15 protein-coding genes are annotated in these 13,471 nt (G+C 64.0%); 1 reads left to right on the top strand and 14 read right to left on the bottom strand.

Annotation, left to right across the window (positions count from 1 at the left end; genetic code table 11):
* Positions 1-95: 95 nt before the first annotated feature.
* The 10 genes from tilS to ybgC all read right to left on the bottom strand — a co-directional run bounded on the left by tilS (position 96) and on the right by ybgC (position 8,684).
* Positions 96-1,469, bottom strand: coding sequence for a tRNA lysidine(34) synthetase TilS (gene tilS / locus AC07SZ_RS18600; protein WP_494915368.1), 1,374 nt, complete (start codon positions 1,467-1,469; stop codon positions 96-98).
* Between the two features lie 58 nt (positions 1,470-1,527).
* Complete coding sequence (gene ybgF, locus AC07SZ_RS18595; RefSeq protein ID WP_056575452.1) at positions 1,528-2,643, bottom strand: tol-pal system protein YbgF; 1,116 nt, start codon at positions 2,641-2,643, stop codon at positions 1,528-1,530.
* Positions 2,644-2,863: 220 nt separating this feature from the next.
* On the bottom strand, positions 2,864-3,370 hold the full coding sequence (gene pal / locus AC07SZ_RS18590) for a peptidoglycan-associated lipoprotein Pal (protein WP_056575449.1): 507 nt from the start codon (positions 3,368-3,370) through the stop codon (positions 2,864-2,866).
* A gap of 247 nt (positions 3,371-3,617) precedes the next feature.
* Entirely contained in the window at positions 3,618-4,901 is a 1,284-nt protein-coding gene (gene tolB, locus AC07SZ_RS18585) for a Tol-Pal system beta propeller repeat protein TolB (protein WP_494915549.1), read from the bottom strand.
* Positions 4,902-4,969: 68 nt separating this feature from the next.
* Complete coding sequence (gene tolA, locus AC07SZ_RS18580; protein WP_056575443.1) at positions 4,970-6,127, bottom strand: cell envelope integrity protein TolA; 1,158 nt, start codon at positions 6,125-6,127, stop codon at positions 4,970-4,972.
* Between the two features lie 7 nt (positions 6,128-6,134).
* The gene (tolR, locus tag AC07SZ_RS18575; protein WP_056575440.1) at positions 6,135-6,587 is read right to left on the bottom strand and encodes a protein TolR; all 453 of its coding nucleotides are present in this window, start codon (positions 6,585-6,587) and stop codon (positions 6,135-6,137) included.
* A 10-nt stretch (positions 6,588-6,597) separates the two neighbouring features.
* Positions 6,598-7,308: a protein TolQ gene (gene tolQ / locus AC07SZ_RS18570; protein ID WP_056575438.1), complete on the bottom strand. Its 711-nt coding sequence runs from the start codon at positions 7,306-7,308 to the stop codon at positions 6,598-6,600.
* A gap of 258 nt (positions 7,309-7,566) precedes the next feature.
* Positions 7,567-7,878, bottom strand: a complete 312-nt coding sequence (locus AC07SZ_RS18565; RefSeq protein WP_494915367.1) for a type II toxin-antitoxin system RelE/ParE family toxin — start codon at positions 7,876-7,878, stop codon at positions 7,567-7,569.
* On the bottom strand, positions 7,868-8,143 hold the full coding sequence (locus AC07SZ_RS18560; protein ID WP_494915366.1) for a type II toxin-antitoxin system ParD family antitoxin: 276 nt from the start codon (positions 8,141-8,143) through the stop codon (positions 7,868-7,870). The genes AC07SZ_RS18565 and AC07SZ_RS18560 overlap by 11 nt, the downstream gene beginning before the upstream one ends.
* A 58-nt stretch (positions 8,144-8,201) precedes the next feature.
* Positions 8,202-8,684, bottom strand: coding sequence for a tol-pal system-associated acyl-CoA thioesterase (gene ybgC / locus AC07SZ_RS18555; RefSeq protein ID WP_494915364.1), 483 nt, complete (start codon positions 8,682-8,684; stop codon positions 8,202-8,204).
* 146 nt (positions 8,685-8,830) lie between these two features.
* On the opposite strand from ybgC, the gene AC07SZ_RS18550 reads away from it, so the two are divergent.
* Positions 8,831-10,081 (top strand): glycoside hydrolase family 5 protein, encoded by a 1,251-nt coding sequence (locus AC07SZ_RS18550; RefSeq protein WP_494915362.1) that lies wholly within the window; start codon positions 8,831-8,833, stop codon positions 10,079-10,081.
* A gap of 32 nt (positions 10,082-10,113) precedes the next feature.
* Here the strand turns inward: AC07SZ_RS18550 and AC07SZ_RS18545 are convergent, their stop codons facing one another.
* The 4 genes from AC07SZ_RS18545 to ruvC all read right to left on the bottom strand — a co-directional run bounded on the left by AC07SZ_RS18545 (position 10,114) and on the right by ruvC (position 13,383).
* Positions 10,114-11,010 (bottom strand): metallophosphoesterase, encoded by an 897-nt coding sequence (locus AC07SZ_RS18545; RefSeq protein ID WP_494915360.1) that lies wholly within the window; start codon positions 11,008-11,010, stop codon positions 10,114-10,116.
* A 148-nt stretch (positions 11,011-11,158) separates the two neighbouring features.
* Positions 11,159-12,196: a Holliday junction branch migration DNA helicase RuvB gene (ruvB, locus tag AC07SZ_RS18540; protein ID WP_010912034.1), complete on the bottom strand. Its 1,038-nt coding sequence runs from the start codon at positions 12,194-12,196 to the stop codon at positions 11,159-11,161.
* A gap of 43 nt (positions 12,197-12,239) precedes the next feature.
* Positions 12,240-12,860 (bottom strand): Holliday junction branch migration protein RuvA, encoded by a 621-nt coding sequence (gene ruvA / locus AC07SZ_RS18535; protein WP_056575421.1) that lies wholly within the window; start codon positions 12,858-12,860, stop codon positions 12,240-12,242.
* A gap of 13 nt (positions 12,861-12,873) precedes the next feature.
* Positions 12,874-13,383, bottom strand: a complete 510-nt coding sequence (gene ruvC, locus AC07SZ_RS18530) for a crossover junction endodeoxyribonuclease RuvC (protein WP_056575418.1) — start codon at positions 13,381-13,383, stop codon at positions 12,874-12,876.
* Positions 13,384-13,471 lie beyond the last annotated feature (88 nt).

Genomic DNA, 13,471 nt, shown 5'->3' with positions numbered 1-13,471 from the left:
GACAGCATCATGAGAGGAAACTTGGGCCTAACATAGGGAGAGCGCCTCCCCTTGCCAAGCAGAACAGCACGTCTGGGTTAAGCTTTCGACCACCATCAGCCGGCACTGTGGCCGCTGAAAGGCGGGGCGGGAGGCGGCGGCGCGCCGATCAGTTCGGCGACGGCCCGCGCCGGCGCCAGATCGAAGGACGGCAGGAAGCGGACAAAAGGTGCAACGACCGGCCGCACCGCGAACCCTTGGCGGGCCGGCTCGTCGCCTCGCGGTCCAGCGTTTTCAACGGCTTGCCATAAGCTCGGTTCAGCGGCAGACGCGGCGCGCATCAGGCTTTGCGGTGTCTCTTCCCTGGCGGCTGCCAGCCGTCTCGTCGCCGCGCTCCCCAACGGTGCCATCAACAATGCGCCGGAACTGTCGTCCAATGTGATGTGGCGGCGGCCGTCCCAGATGGTGTTGTCGATGGCCGCAGCGGTGGGCGGCAATCCCCTTGCCTCGCGCCGCAGGAAGATGCCGGCGCGCCGGAAATCGACCACGGTCCGCGACAATGTGGCGCAAAGGAATCCGGCCTTCAGCCGGCCGAACAGAGCCTCGCTGCGCGCCTGGTCCGGAAGAAAGGCGACGCCTCCGGCTGTGGCCAGCAAGATACGCAACGCATAGATGGCCGCCCGGTCGACGCCGGCCGAAAGCAGGCGTGGATCGAGGCGGATAAGGCCGATGGCGGGCTGGCCGGCGAAACGACGGATCAGATCGGCGGCGCTTTCGCCAAGCCGCCTGCGTTCGACAGCCGCCTGGTTGGCCAGTGCCAACGCATCGTCCATACGCCGGAAACTGTCACCGGCAAGCGAGGCACGCATTCGCGGCCGCTCGAAGGCCTCGTCGATGTTGGTCGGATCCTCGGCCCAGCCGACATGTTCACGCCGCAGGAAATCGCGAAGCGCCGAGCGCCGCGTGCCCAGCAGCGGGCGAATGATCCATTCGCGCCAGTCGTAGAGGGTGGCCGGTGCCATGCCGGCAAGCCCACGGCTTGCCGTTTCGGCAAACTCCCGGGGCTCATCCCGCGCCTGCCGCATCAGCACCGTCTCGGCCTGGTCGTCGGCCGTATGGCCGGTCACAATCAGGCCGATGCCATGCGCGCGCGCCGCCTCTGCAAGCAGCCGATAGCGCGCTTCCCGCGCCGCCGCCGGTAGGCCGGCCGATGGTTTGTTTCCGACCCAGACCATGGTGTGGTGGGCAATGCCGCGCTCGGCGCACAGCTTCGCCACGGCTTGCGCCTCGGCCGCCGAACCGTGCCGAAGGCCATGGTCGACTGTCACGGCCAGCAGCCGCACGGAGGGCGCGGTTCGGTCAAGATGTTGTTTGAGAAGCAGGAGCAGGGCGGTCGAGTCGCTGCCGCCGGACACGGCCACCACGGCGCCGTGGGTAAAATCGATATGCGAAAAAAGTCTGGTCGAAAGATCAGGCTCGGTCTCGAGCATCAACGCGTGTCGCCCAAAAGTGGTCCCGGTTTCGGGAATAGGGCATGCGGGAGAAAAATCAGCAAGCAGCCAGGGCCTTCTCCTGCTTGACCCGTTCCTTGAGCGCATTGGAAATATCGGGGTAGCGCTTGCCGACCTCGCTGAAGGTGGCGCAGGCGACATCGTGCTGCTTGAGGCCGACCAGCGACACGCCGAGCTTCAAAAGCATGTCGGGTGCCTTCTTGGCCTTGGGATAGTCCTTGCTGGCGGCGAGGAACACCTCGGCCGCGTCGCGGTATTTCTGCTGGCCAAGCAGCGATTCACCCAGCCAGTAATGCGCGTCCGCCGTCTTCGCATCGCGGGGGAAGCGGGAAATATGATCGCGAAAACCCTGTTCGGCGGTGCTGTAGTCGCCCGACAGGATGAACTGGTAGGAATTGCGGTAGAGTTCTTCCGGGTCTTTGGTCGAAGGCAGTGCGGCAACCACCGTGCCGCCGGACTTGCCGGCCTTGGCCGGTGCGCCGGTGGCCGGGGCGGTGTCTTGCGCCGGGGCGGTTGCCTGGGTGCTGCCACCGGCATCGATCACGTTGCCGTTCTTGTCGACGGTGATGGAGCCAAAGGTTTTTTCCGGCGCTCCCGTGCCGGGGATCACCTTGCCGGGATCTCCATCGGGTGATTCGACGATGACATCCTCAACCGTCTTGCCGCCGCTCGACTGATCGCTGCCGGTGGCGGCGCCGGCATCAGCCGGCGCTTGGGTTGCTGGGGCCGCAGCCACGTCGGTGTTGGTGTCGGTGGTGGCGTCGGACTTCTTCTTTGGTGCCGCCGGTGCCTGTCCGCCCTGCGAGCCGCCTTCCAGCTGCTGGAAGCGGAACTCGTTGTCTTCCTGCTGCTTGCGGATTTGCTCCTGCATCTGCAGGACCTGGAAATTGAGTTCCTCGATCTTTCCGTTCATCTGCCGCAGCTGGTCTTGCAGGCTGGTGACGGCAGTAGGATCGGACTGCACCATCTGGACCTGATCCGGCTTCTTCTTTTCACCGAAAAGGCTGGGCAGCTCGATGCTGGGCAGATGGAAGGAAAAGCCGCTGTCGGTTGATTGCCCGGTGCCGCTGGCCCCCAGGCCACTAGCCGGGGCGGTGACGCCTGATAGGAGCAGCAGCGCAAGCGTGCCGCTCAGAACCGATCTCAAATGCATGTGCCTCTCGCCGTGTGTCGTTAGTCTTTTCGCGCCTTCCAACCAGAGTGGGACCAGCCAAGCGCCCTCGGCTCATAGCAGGGCCCGAGACTTCGGCCAAATTTTGTTTCAGGTGTCTAGACATGAAAAAGGCGACCCGAGGGCCGCCTTTCGCAAGGGTGTGTTGTATTTTTGTCGCTCGACGGCGCATCTCGCAACGCGCCGATCGGATGTATCCGACTCAGGAGCCGGCGCCGCTGAGCGTGGTGACCGCGCGGCGGTTCTGCGACCAGCAGGAGATGTCATCGCAGACAGCGACAGGACGCTCCTTGCCGTAGGAAATGGTCTTCAGGCGGCTGGAAGCCACGCCTTTGGAGACCAGGAAGTCGCGGGTAGCGGCAGCGCGGCGGGCACCGAGCGCCAGATTGTATTCGCGCGTGCCTCGTTCGTCGGCATGGCCTTCGACGACGATGGCATACTGCTTGTACTTGTTCAGCCACTGCGCCTGGCGCGAAAGCGTCTGCTGTGCGTCAGCCCTGATCGAGGTCGAGTCCGTATCGAAGAAGATGCGGTCGCCGATATTGACGGTGAAGTCCTGCGCGGAACCTGGCGTTGCCGCGCCGGCACCGTTGAGGCCAAGGTCTGCCGCGTTGTTCGGGGTCTTCTTCGAGGCGCAACCGGTGATGGCGAGCATCGCCACCAGCGCGATCATGACCGGGTTTGTGGTAAGTGCTGCGATACGGCCCATGCCGCCTCTCCTTCGTATTGCGAGTGATCGTATTCGAGTGATTTCGTTGATCACCCAGTAACCACGTTTGGGTTAACCGGCATTCAAGAAACACGGTTAAAAATTGGTTTAGCTGCCCGTCCGCAACCTGTTTGATCCGGGCCACAGTTGGCGCGGACCCTAGGCGGAAATGCGGCCAAAACGCGACCAATACGTGGAAAAGGGGCCGAAACGGCCCCTTTCCATCATGTGGCAATTCAGCCGACTCTTATTCCAGCAGCGGCGACCAGGCCGGGTCGGACGCGAAGTTCGCGGTCGGGATGGGCTGTTCGTTGCGGCCGGTAAGATCGACCGAAACCAGTTTCGGTCCGCCATTGGCGTCGCGGAAGAACATCAAGACGCGGCCATTCGGCGCCCAGGTCGGCCCTTCCTGCTGGAAGCCGGACGACAGGATGCGCTCGCCCGAACCGTCGGTCTTCATGACACCGATCTGGAATTCGCCGCCGGTCTGCTTGGTGAAGGCGATGAGATCGCCGCGCGGCGACCACACCGGCGTCGAGTAGACGCCATCGCCGAAGGAAATGCGGGTCTGGCCCGAGCCGTCGGCGCCCATGACATAGATCTGCGCGCGGCCGCCACGGTCGGAGGTGAACACCACCTTGCTGCCGTCGGGCGAATAGGAGGGCGAGGTGTCGATGGCGGTCGAGTTGGTCAGCCGCGTCGTCGAGCGGCTGCGCAGGTCCATGGCGAAGATGTTGGAATTGCCGTCGTCGCGCAGCAGGCTCATGATCACCTTCTGGCCGTCGGGCGAGAAGCGCGGCGCAAACGTCATGCCGGGGAAATTGCCTACCAGTTCGCGCTGTCCGGTCTCGATCTGCAGGAGATAGACGCGCGGCTGGCCGCTTTCGTACGACATATAGGTGATCTCCTGCCGGTTCGGCGAGAAACGCGGCGTCAGCACGATCGACCGGCCGTCGGAGAGATAGCGGACATTGGCGCCGTCCTGGTCCATGATGGCGAGGCGCTTCTTGCGCGCGTTCTTGGCGCCGGACTCGTCGATGAACACCACACGCGTGTCGAAATACCCCTTCTCGCCGGTCAGCCGCTCGTAGATGGCGTCGGCGATGATGTGGGCGACGCGCCGCTGGTTGGCGTCATTGGCGAAGAACTGCTCGCCCGCCATCTGTTGGCCGGCAAAAGTGTCCCAAAGCCGGTACTGGGCGCGAATACGGCCGTCGGCTTCCTTGCTGACGCTGCCGGTGACCAGCGCCTGCGCGTTGATCACCTTCCAGTCGTCGAAGCGGGGTGCGGCATCCGGATTGGTGATCTTCTCGATAAAGGCGCTCTTGTCGATCGGCGCGAACAGGCCGGAGCGCTTCAGGTCGGCGGTGACGATCTGGGAAATCTGCGCGCCAAGCGCATCGCCGCCCTGGAAATCGGTGATCGCGATCGGCAGCGGCTCGACATTGCCCTTGTTGACGTTGAGCTCGACGAGCGCCAGCGCCGGCAGCGTGCCGGCAGCCGTCATGCCCATGGCCATGGCTGCTATCATCAGGAGCGGCTTGAGGATTGATTTCATGTCTTCTCGCTTCTCATACTGATTTTTTCGGATGTCAGGGCCTAGAGGCCCAGCATCTCCCTTGGATCGAACGTGACGCGGATGTCGTTCCAGATGTCCTGCTTGCCGGCGGGAACCTGCAGGCCGGCCACGTCGCATTTCTGAACCGCGCGAACCGCGCTTTCATCGAACTGCCGGTTGCCGCTCGACTTTTCGACTGATGGGCGACCGTCGAGCTTGCCCGAGTTGTCCAGGTTGAAGCGCACGACGACGACGAAATTCTCCGAGCCTTCCAGCCCGACCGGCAATGTCCAGCAACCGCCCAACTGGCTTTCCAGCGCGCCCTGCTCCGACTTCGACAGCTTCTGGCCTTGATCCTTGTCGCCGCCCAGCGACGCCTGTTGCGTCGAGCGCTTGGCGCCGCCGCCGGAAGGCTTCTGCTTGTCGAGCAGGGCGGAGATCTCGTTGGCGTTGAACTGCTTGTCGTCGGATTTCGGTTTCGACGACGCTTCCTTGACCGGCTTGTCGGCATTCTTGCGATCTGGCGCCTTGGCGCTTTCAGCCGGTGCCGGCTGCGGCTTCGGCCGCGCTTCCGGCGCCGGCGCCGAGCTCGGCAATTGCGTCTCTTCGGTAGGCGGATCCTTGGCTATGGCCTCGGCGACGGCATCCGGCTTGACCACGGGGGTCGGATCTATTGCCGCGGTCTTGTCCTGCGGCGGCGGGGTCGGTGCCGGCTTGGCCGGCGTCGGCTTGGGCTCCGTCTGCTTGACCGGCTCGGGCTTCACTTCTTCCTTGGGCTGCGGCGCCGGCGCCACCTCCGTCGCCGGAGTGGGTTTGGGCTTTTCCTGCGGCTTAGGCACGTCCTCGGTCTTCGGGATTTCCTTCGGCGTCGGCGCGGGCGGCGGAGCCGAGGTCGTGTCGACGGGCTTCGGCTTGGCCTCCGGCGTTATCGGCTTGTCGGTGTCGACGCTGTTTTCGCCAACCTTCTGGGCGGCCGGCACGATGTCGGGACGCTGTGTCGGCAGCGGCGCCGGCTTTTCATGCATCACGGCCTTCTTGTCGCCCTGCAAGGTCTGCGCAATGGCTTCCATCGGCACGATGTCGACCGCGACCGACTCCACGTCGGCGGACGGCAGCGCGGCCGGCGCCGACAGGGTGAACAGGCCGAAGGCCAGCACCGCCGTATGCAGTATCACCGATGTGGTGAGGCCGGTCTTCATCTCGCGTCTATTGATCCTGTTCCTGCAGCGAAACCAGGCCGATATTCTTGTAGCCGGCAGCCGAAATACGGGCCATCACCTTCATCGCCGTGCCATAGTCGGTGGCCTTGTCGCCACGGATGAAGATGCGTTCCTCATAGCCGGTCTTGGAGATCGCCTGCAGCTTGGCCACCAGGTCCTCGATCGGGATCTCGGTTTCCTGGAGATAGATCTGGCCGGCGGCATTGATCGAGACGGTGATCGGCTGCGTGTCGGCATTCATGGCCTTGGCCTGTGTGTCGGGCAGGTCGATCGGCACGCCGACCGTGAGCATCGGCGCCGCGACCATGAAGATGATCAACAGCACCAGCATGACGTCCACCATCGGCGTGACGTTGATCTCCGACATCAGCCCATGGTGGCGGCCGCGCCGCCTGTGGCCGCGCCCGCCGCGTCCCGACATGCCTACGGACATACCCATTAGTTACTCCTCAGGCCTTCGGCGCGACTTTTTCATCGATTTGGCGCGAGAGTATGGCGGAGAACTCGTCGGAGAACCCTTCCATGCGCACCGCGAGCTTGCTCGCATCGGATGACAGCTTGTTGTAGGCAATGACGGCCGGGATGGCGGCGAGCAGGCCGATCGCCGTCGCCAGCAACGCCTCGGCGATGCCGGGCGCGACAACCGCGAGGCTGGTGTTCTTGGAGCCGGCAATGGCCTGGAACGAGGTCATGATGCCGATCACGGTGCCGAACAGGCCGATGAAGGGGGCGGCCGAACCGGTGGTGGCGAGGAAGCCGAGGCGCCCCTCCAGCTTCTCCATCTCGCGGGTCAGCGCCAGGTCCATCGCCTTGTCGATGCGGGTCTGCAGGCCGAGCGGTGTCTTGGCGCCCTTCTCGAAGCTCTTCTTCCATTCGCGCATGGCGGCGACGAAAATGGCGCCCATGCCTGACGTCTTGCGGTCGGCGAGCGTGCGGTAGAGCTCCTCCAGCGATTGCCCGGACCAGAAGACCTGCTCGAAGCGGTTCAGCGCCAGCCGCATGCGGCCATAGGCAACCAGCTTGTCGATGATGATCGCCCAGGTCCAGACCGAGGCGCAAAGCAGCCCGATCATGACCAGCTTGACCACCCAGCTGGCCTGCATGAACAGCGACCAAATCGACAATTGCGCGCCCGGATCGGCGAGAGCGATATTTTCCATCGTTACGTCCTTAAGATTTTCCGGGCGAAGCTGGCGGCTGGCCCATGGCATCCCTTGTGGTCGGTTCGCACGCAGCTACCGGACACCCCAAACCGTGCCGTTGTCGGCCTTTTCAGGGCAAATATTGGTGAAAGGAAGGCGCCGGATTGCGCCGATCTTCACCAATCTCTTCATGAACCGTTATGGTTAAGGATGGGTTAGTGAATAAGGCGCGGCGCATTGCCGCGCCCAGCGGCGGAGCCGACGCACTTCCGCAGGCTAGGAGTCCGTTTCGTCCATGTGGGTTGGGTAATCCTGCCCGCCATAGAGGATACGCAGGATGAGAACCCGCTCTTCGTGGACCCGGAAGAGGATCGACGCGCGCCGTTCAAAGCCGACGACACGGATTCCGGATCCGATGGCATCGCGAACGATGCCACGTTCCGGGAACGTGGATAGCGCCATGCACGCCGCCTCGATGCGATCGATGTAGCCACCGGCACGCGCGGCACCGCTTTCCATTTCGATATAGTTGTAAATGGCAAAGAGGTCGGAACGCGCCGAGGGTCTGAAAACGACCTTATGCCTCACGCTTGGCGACCATCATGCGGTCCGCATGGTGCTGGCGCAATGCCTTGAACACATCCTCGGCCGGGATATCCGGGCGCGAATCGTCCAGAGCTTCCTGCACCTTGGCTCGCATGATGGCGATGATGACCTGCTCCTCGCGGTCAAGGGCGCGAAGCGCGGCACGCATGACTTCGCTGGCGGACTCGTACGCCCCCGACGCCAAGCGGGCGTCGAGGCTGCTCTGCTGGCGTCCGAGCGTCACGCTTATGGGTTTGCTGGTTCTCATGGCTACTGCCTTCCTTGTGTTACCCTTGTAGCACAAGGTATGACACTGTCATACTATTTCAATCAGCTGAAGCACGAGACCTTGGCATGAACGCTGCCACCCATTCCTTGGGAAAGCGCCGCGGCCGGCCATTCTCGCCGATGATCGCCGCCTCGACCCTGGCTTCGACCAGCACCTCGTCGCCGCGCTTGAGCTGCTGCGCCATGAAGATGCGCGCGCCGGAAATGGTGTCGGTGCGGGTGTCGATGGTCAGGATGTCGTCGATGCGGGCGGGGACGCGGAAGTCGATCTCCATGCGGCGCACCACCCAGACGATCTTCTCGCCATGCTTGCCGTCGGCGAGTTCCGTGTGATGCACGCCGGTGAGCCTGAGATAATCGGAGCGGCCACGCTCGAGGAATTCGAGATAGCGCGCGTGATAGACGACACCCGAGAAATCGGTGTCGGCATAGTAGACCCGCGCCATCAGCCGGTGGCCAAACGCCGTCAGCGCGCCGGAAAGGCCGGCCAGCAGCGTCACTGATTCACCATGATCGCCCATTGCGCTTCCTTTTTCAGTCGCGGCGAGGCACCAGTTCCGCGCGTGACCTCGGGCAAACGGTTTTCTGTTTGTCCAGAGACCATGCTCCAGAAAGAAATAGATCAGGAAGACGGTTTCAACCAAACGTCATCCTGATCTGACATCGGATGGCACTGTTGACGGCGATGATCAAGAGTTTGATGGCGGTGCTGCTGATGCTGTCGGCCTTGGCGGTGCCCGGCCAGGCCGCGACCTTCTCGATGAAGCGCGGCCTCAACCTCGACCAATGGGTCACCTGGCCCGGCGAGGACCGGTGGAGAGATGCCAAGGCCATACTGCCTTATCCGGAATGGCGCAAATTCCTTCAGGAGGATGACCTCAAGGCGCTGAAGGAAGCGGGCTTCGATTTCCTGCGCATGCCGGTCGACCCCTCGCCTTTCCTGTCCGACCAGACAACGGCGCTGCGCGACGACCTCTACGCCAGCGTGCTGGACTCGGTGCGCATGATCAACCGCGCCGGCCTCAAGGTGATCGTCGACATGCACCTGATCCCGGCCGGCGGCAGCCGCAAGATCGGCATGGCGCAGGTGATGGACGATCCGCGGACTTTCGACAGCTACGTCGACACGATACGCACGATGGCACGCACCCTGGCCGGGGAGGACCCTGAAAAGGTTGCCTTCGAGCTGATGAACGAACCGATCGTCGACTGTGACAGCGCGGGCACCAGCCTCTGGCCGGACCGCCAACGGAAATTGTTCGCCGCGGCGCGATCGTCGGCGACGAAGCTGACCCTGGTGCTGACCGGCGCCTGCTATTCCGCCGCCTCGTCGCTGGAGAAGATCGATCCCAAGGCGATCCCTGACGACAACGTCATCTGGACCTTCCATTCCTATGATCCATTCCTGCTCACCCATCAGGGCGCGACCTGGGCCGGCGACTTCATCCCCTATGTGACCGGCCTGCCCTATCCGCTGACGTCGGTGCCCAAGGCGCGGCTCGACGTGACGCTGGACACGATCCGCGCCCGCATCAAGGCCGAGGCGCCGTGGACGCGGCGGAGCGGCCTGCTTGCCTATCTCGACGAGCAGGTCGCGAGCATGGACAGTCCCGCCAAGCTGCTTGGCCTGATGGACGCGCCATTCAACAAGGTCGAGGCGTGGGCCAAGGCCAACGGCATCAAGCCGGAAAACATCACCCTGGGCGAGTTCGGCATGATCCGCCAGGAATATGGCAATGCCTATGTGATGCCGGCCGAATACCGCGCCGCCTATGTCAAGGATATGATCGCACGCGCCGAGGCGCATGGTTTCTCATGGTCGGTGTGGAGCTATGGCGGCGCCTTCGGCATCGTCGACGCCTTCAACGGCGACAAGGCCGAGCCGGACGTGATCGACGTGATCCGGTCACTTCACTAGAGCAGCTACAGGAAACAAAGAGCTGTATTCAATCAACCAAGGTCGATCTGCAGGATTTCCGGCCTCATGCCGAAACGCACCGGCAGGATGCTGAAGCCGAGCCCACCCGAGACGATCAGATTGCGGTCGTTCTCGACGACATGACCATAGGCGTAGCGATTGCCGAAACGCGACGGCACGACGGGCGAATAGCCGAACAGCCGCACCTGCCCGCCATGGGTATGGCCCGACAGGGTCAGCGAAACGCGCCATGGCACGGTCGGAAAAATATCAGGCTCATGGGCGAGCAGGATGATCGGCGCGCTGTCACCGACCTTGGCCAGCGTGCCGTCGAGATCGTCGAGCCCCTTGCACGGGTCGCCCCTCCTGGCCGGCAACAACGCCAGCTGGTCGGCCAGACCGGCGATCCAGACGCCATGACCATCCTTCTCCAGGCGCACGACATCGTTCTCCAGCACCGGGATGCCGACTTTCTCCAAGGCCTTGCGTGCTATGATCGGCCCGGCTCCGGCGCGCTGCGCGAAGCCATCGCTCCACCAATCGTGATTGCCAAGGATCGACAGCACGCCGAGCGGCGCCTTGAGGCCCGACAGCGCGGACGCCCATTGCGACGGCGTAACCGGCCCCGTCACCAGCGACATGCCCGCAATATAGTCGCCAAGCAGCACGATCAGGTCGGGCTGCAACGCGTTCGCATCGTCAACGAGCGAGGCAATTCGTTCCTGCGTCATCCAGGGCCGGCAGGCATGGATGTCGGCAAATGCCACGACCCGCAGCTTCAGGCCATCAGGCCAGTGCGGCGGCGTCAGCGCGTAGCGCTTCACGTGCGCCAGCAGCATCGGCTCGATGCCGGCCGCGTAGGCGCCAAGCGCGACAGCCGTCAGGAAAGACCCGCCGATGAAGCGCAGGAACCCGCGTCTGCTTATCATTCAGTGGCTCCGGCACATGGATCGCGGCGGCATGCCGCGAGACAGTGCCGATAAAATCCACGATTGCGCCGGCAAATCGGCAAAGGCGAGCAGATTTTGCGCATTCACGCATGCTTGATCACTGGTCCGGGAACCAGCGCCTGCGTACCTACTCTTCCTGGAACAGGTTGATCTGCTGCTGCGCCAGGTCCTTCGGCGCATCGAGACCGAGATGGCGCCATGCATTGGCCGTCAGCATGCGGCCGCGCGGCGTGCGCTGGATGAAGCCCTGCTGGATCAGGTAGGGCTCGATGATGTCCTCGATGGCGTCGCGCGGCTCCGACAGGCCGGCCGCGATCGTCTCGATGCCGACCGGTCCACCGCCGAAATTGCGGGCGATCATGGAGAGGTAGCGGCGGTCGAGCGCGTCGAGCCCGAGCGCGTCGACCTCCAGCCGTGTCAGCGCCTCGTCGGCGATCAGGCGGTCGACATGACCGTCGCCGGCGACCGAGGCGAAATCGCGCACGCGGCGCAACAGCCGTCCGGCGATACGCGGCGTGCCGCGCGCGCGCCGCGCGATCTCCAGCGCGCCATCGTCACCGAGCGGCATCTGCAGGATGCGCGCGCCGCGCCGCACGATCTGCTCCAGCTCCTCGACCGTGTAGAAATTGAGCCGCACCGGAATGCCGAACCGGTCGCGCAGAGGATTGGTGAGCAGGCCAAGCCGCGTGGTGGCGGCGACCAAGGTGAAACGGGCAAGGTCGATCTTGACCGAACGCGCCGCCGGGCCCTCGCCGATGATCAGGTCGAGCTGGAAATCCTCCATCGCCGGATAGAGGATTTCCTCCACCGCCGGGTTCAGCCGGTGGATCTCGTCGATGAACAGCACGTCGCCTTCCTCGAGATTGGTAAGCAGCGCGGCAAGATCGCCGGCCTTGGCGATGACCGGGCCGGAGGTCGAGCGGAAATTGACGCCGAGTTCGCGCGCCATGATCTGTGCCAGCGTCGTCTTGCCCAGCCCCGGCGGCCCGACGAACAGCACGTGGTCAAGCGCCTCGTTGCGGCCCTTGGCGGCCTCGATGAAGACTTTGAGATTGGCCCGCACCGCCGCCTGGCCGACAAAGTCGGCAAGCGTTTGCGGCCGCAAGGTCTGGTCGGCATCCTCGCCGCGTTTTTCCGGAGCAATGAGACGGGGCGACAGGCTCATGCTGCCTTCCTCGCATAAGGCAGAGGACCGGGCAAGCGAGCCCTCACCGCGCCAATTCCTTCAGCCCGAAGCGGATCAGCTTCGAGGCATCCGCGTCCTCGCCCGCCGTCTTCAACGCCGCGGCAACCGCATTGGCCGCGGTGTCGCGCGAATAGCCGAGATTGACCAGTGCCGAGACCGCGTCGGTGATCGGCGCGGCTGCCACGCCTTCGCCGAGCTCCTGCTTCAGGCCGATGGTCCCGGAGGCCGAACCCGCATAGGCCGGCGCCTTGTTCTTCAACTCGGTGACGATGCGCTCGGCCACCTTCTTGCCGACGCCTGGGGCGCGCGAAACCATGGCGATGTCGCGCAGCGCGATCGCATTGGCGAGGTCGGCCGGCGCCAATGTCGACAGGATGGCCAGCGCCACCTTGGCACCGACGCCTTGCACATTGCTCATCAACAGCCGGAACCATTCGCGCTCGAGCGCCGACTGGAAGCCGTAAAGCCGGATCATGTCCTCGCGCACATAGGTCTCGATGAACAGCACCACCGCCTCGCCGGGCGAAGGCAGGGCGGCCAGCGTGCGCGCCGAACAATAGGCGACGTACCCGACGCCGTGCACATCGACGAGGCAATGATCCTCGTCGATCTCATCCAGCGTGCCCTTGAGCTTGCCGATCATTTCCAGCAGCCTCTCATGACGCAAGCGCCATCCGATAGGCGGCGCTCTGCCGGTGATGCGCGTGGCAGATCGCGATGGCCAGCGCGTCGGCGGCATGTTCTGTATCGAAGGTCGCCTTCGGCAGCAGCACCTTCACCATCATGTGGATCTGCTTCTTGTCGCCATGGCCGACGCCGATCACGGCCTTCTTGACCGCATTGGGCGCGTATTCGGCGACGACGAGGCCGGCCCGCGCCGGCACCAGCATGGCGATGCCGCGTGCCTGGCCAAGCTTCAGCGTCGCCACGGCATCCTTGTTGACGAAGGTCTGTTCGACGGCCGCCTCATGCGGCATGGCCGCATGCAGGACTTCGGCGAGCCCGTCATGCAATTGGCAAAGCCGCGTCGCCAGCGCCGCCTTGTCCTCGGAGCGCACGGTGCCCGAGGCAACGAAGCGCAACGAATTGCCGAGGCTCTCGACGATGCCCCAGCCGGTGCGCCTGAGCCCCGGATCGATGCCAATGATGCGAATCGCGTCCCCCATCCGGTGACTTTACCCCCTGGGCGGACAGCGATGCCAGCGAAATGTGAACAAACCGGAAACAGCGGCCTGTCGAGCCGGAAAATTTCCG

The organism is Mesorhizobium sp. GW821-FHT07A06 (assembly GCF_059419085.1).
The sequence above is the reverse complement of the archived record's forward strand: the minus strand, read 5'-3'. Positions and strand labels throughout refer to the sequence as shown.

Bases quoted from the DNA above. Each gene is read 5' to 3' on its own strand.
- tolR (WP_056575440.1), bottom strand. From the start codon at position 6,587: ATGGGTATGTCCGTAGGCATGTCGGGACGCGGCGGGCGCGGCCACAGG.
- pal (WP_056575449.1), bottom strand. From the start codon at position 3,370: ATGGGCCGTATCGCAGCACTTACCACAAACCCGGTCATGATCGCGCTG.
- tolB (WP_494915549.1), bottom strand. From the start codon at position 4,901: ATGATAGCAGCCATGGCCATGGGCATGACGGCTGCCGGCACGCTGCCG.
- ybgF (WP_056575452.1), bottom strand. From the start codon at position 2,643: ATGCATTTGAGATCGGTTCTGAGCGGCACGCTTGCGCTGCTGCTCCTA.
- tolA (WP_056575443.1), bottom strand. From the start codon at position 6,127: ATGAAGACCGGCCTCACCACATCGGTGATACTGCATACGGCGGTGCTG.
- AC07SZ_RS18545 (WP_494915360.1), bottom strand. From the start codon at position 11,010: ATGATAAGCAGACGCGGGTTCCTGCGCTTCATCGGCGGGTCTTTCCTG.
- ruvC (WP_056575418.1), bottom strand. From the start codon at position 13,383: ATGGGGGACGCGATTCGCATCATTGGCATCGATCCGGGGCTCAGGCGC.
- AC07SZ_RS18560 (WP_494915366.1), bottom strand. From the start codon at position 8,143: ATGAGAACCAGCAAACCCATAAGCGTGACGCTCGGACGCCAGCAGAGC.
- ybgC (WP_494915364.1), bottom strand. From the start codon at position 8,684: ATGGGCGATCATGGTGAATCAGTGACGCTGCTGGCCGGCCTTTCCGGC.
- tilS (WP_494915368.1), bottom strand. From the start codon at position 1,469: ATGCTCGAGACCGAGCCTGATCTTTCGACCAGACTTTTTTCGCATATC.
- tolQ (WP_056575438.1), bottom strand. From the start codon at position 7,308: ATGGAAAATATCGCTCTCGCCGATCCGGGCGCGCAATTGTCGATTTGG.
- ruvB (WP_010912034.1), bottom strand. From the start codon at position 12,196: ATGAGCCTGTCGCCCCGTCTCATTGCTCCGGAAAAACGCGGCGAGGAT.
- ruvA (WP_056575421.1), bottom strand. From the start codon at position 12,860: ATGATCGGCAAGCTCAAGGGCACGCTGGATGAGATCGACGAGGATCAT.
- AC07SZ_RS18550 (WP_494915362.1), top strand. From the start codon at position 8,831: ATGGCACTGTTGACGGCGATGATCAAGAGTTTGATGGCGGTGCTGCTG.